3 protein-coding genes are annotated in these 1,746 nt (G+C 69.0%); all 3 read left to right on the top strand.

The genetic code is table 11. The features are described from left to right. Window positions 1-537 precede the first annotated feature (537 nt). The 3 genes from AB0N07_RS50650 to AB0N07_RS50640 all read left to right on the top strand — a co-directional run bounded on the left by AB0N07_RS50650 (window position 538) and on the right by AB0N07_RS50640 (window position 1,674). Entirely contained in the window at window positions 538-891 is a 354-nt protein-coding gene (locus AB0N07_RS50650; protein WP_365847725.1) for a hypothetical protein, read from the top strand. Window positions 892-908: 17 nt separating this feature from the next. Continuing rightward, complete coding sequence (locus AB0N07_RS50645) at window positions 909-1,343, top strand: MarR family transcriptional regulator (RefSeq protein WP_365847723.1); 435 nt, start codon at window positions 909-911, stop codon at window positions 1,341-1,343. Window positions 1,344-1,416: 73 nt separating this feature from the next. Then, complete coding sequence (locus AB0N07_RS50640) at window positions 1,417-1,674, top strand: hypothetical protein (protein WP_365847721.1); 258 nt, start codon at window positions 1,417-1,419, stop codon at window positions 1,672-1,674. Window positions 1,675-1,746 lie beyond the last annotated feature (72 nt).

Raw genomic sequence — 1,746 nt, 5'->3', positions numbered from 1 at the left:
CGGTGAACGCGTCCCGGAGCACGGCGAGGGGGTTGACCGCGTGCTTGACGGCGGTTGAGAGCACGCCGCGGATCAGGTAGCGGTCCTTGGCGCGGGCGAGGTCGGTGAGCCGGCCGGAGATGTTCTCCTGGATCTTGGCGGGCCGCAGGTCGCGTTCGGCAGGCCACCGCATATGATCCAACCACAGAGTGCCACCAGGACGCTCACGGGGCGTCAGGAGACCAGCGCTCCCCGATTACCCGGTGAATGCTTACGGACAGCCGACGGGACAGCAAACGCGGAACACGACACTGGAGAGCCGGGTGCGGTCATAAGTCGCATGCCCGGTTCGGGAAGGGGCCGTCGGAAAAGGACCTCAGCCAGGGGCACCTCGTCGGCGGCCTACTTCACCCTTCCCAACCGGCGCTGCGAACGTCGGTCTACTCGGTGACCTTCAATCGATCACTCGGGAAGGTACGCCCTGCGCGTCCAACCCGAGGCCGATCCACAGGTCTTGAGCATTGCTCTCTCGACAGCACGGCCCGCGACCCGCTGCGGGTGCCTTGGGCGAACTACCCGCTGCATCCGGTGGCCTGTGCCCGCCTGATCGGCGACTACACCGTGGTCACCGTGGAGACCTCCGGTCCTCTGCTGGCCCGCCTACTGCAGGTGGCCGGCCTGGACGCGCGCTGGGTCCGCCCGCCGGGGAAGGCAGACCTCCAGCAGGGCGAAGTAGTCATGGAGATCCACCAGCAGGAACAGCTTCAGATGCGGCGCTCTGAGCTGGAGCGCTACCTGCTTGAGCTACTGCGGCCGGGCTCGTGGGTTGCGGGCATCAAACACGTCCTCGCCGCACGGCAGACCGGGCAGCCGTGGCCGCACTACCGCAACGAGCACGAGGTCTGGGTTTAGCCGACCAGCACCCGAGCATGCCCGACATAGCGTTTCCGCTCGACTTGATCGAGGCCCAGCGGGACTGGAACCGCGCCCGGGCCGCCCTTGTGCGCCGGCCGGTCAAGACGCCCGAGCTGCTCAACCGACTGCGGACCCTGGGGGTCGGGGTCGCCGTGCACTCCTTCTGGGAGACGGAGGACGGCAAGAGCCCCTCCGCGCGAGAGGACCTGCGCCGACGGGTCAGCGAGATGGAGAAGGCCGAGGAACGCCTCACGGACCAGCAGCGGCGGATCCTGACATGGGTCAGGCGCTGGGTCGCTGAGCACGGCGAGGCGCCCACGCAACGGCAGATCGGCCAGGCCGTGGGGCTGTCCAGTACGGGGTCGGTCTCGTACCAGCTCGCCAAGCTGGAGGAGGCCAATCTCATCGACCGCCGCAGCCACGGCCGAGGAATCGCCCTGCGCTGGTGAGACCCCAGTACACCCGAGGACAGACCTCCGAAACCGCCTGCATGCCGGGCCTCGCCCGGTCACACTGGTTTGTATGAAGTTGCCCCGAGTTGAGTGCGGGTCCTGTCAGCGGCAGGTCGCCGCCGGTATGGTGGCGGGACGCCCCAGCAAGGGCCGCATCTGGCGGCACGACCCCCCGGGCATGCGCAGCATGTACGGCGGCTCACTGGTCTCCTGCGCCGGCTCACTGGTCATCGTCGACCTGCCGCTCCCCGCGCAGCAGCTGGAGTTCCCCGACGCGGCCGACGAGCTCGCCGACGTCGATGGCGCCGAGGAGATGGCGCTCTTCTGACCGGCCGCCGCGGCGACTCAGGGAGGGGCGGGCCGCCACGGCGCGAGCGGATCGAACCCCAGCAGCTCGATC

Origin of the sequence: Streptomyces sp. NPDC051172, assembly GCF_040682555.1 — a bacterium.
Taxonomy (GTDB): Bacteria; Actinomycetota; Actinomycetes; order Streptomycetales; family Streptomycetaceae; genus Streptomyces.
This window is presented reverse-complemented; position numbering and strand designations above follow the sequence as displayed.

Bases quoted from the DNA above. Each gene is read 5' to 3' on its own strand.
- AB0N07_RS50645 (WP_365847723.1), top strand. From the start codon at position 909: ATGCCCGACATAGCGTTTCCGCTCGACTTGATCGAGGCCCAGCGGGAC.
- AB0N07_RS50640 (WP_365847721.1), top strand. From the start codon at position 1,417: ATGAAGTTGCCCCGAGTTGAGTGCGGGTCCTGTCAGCGGCAGGTCGCC.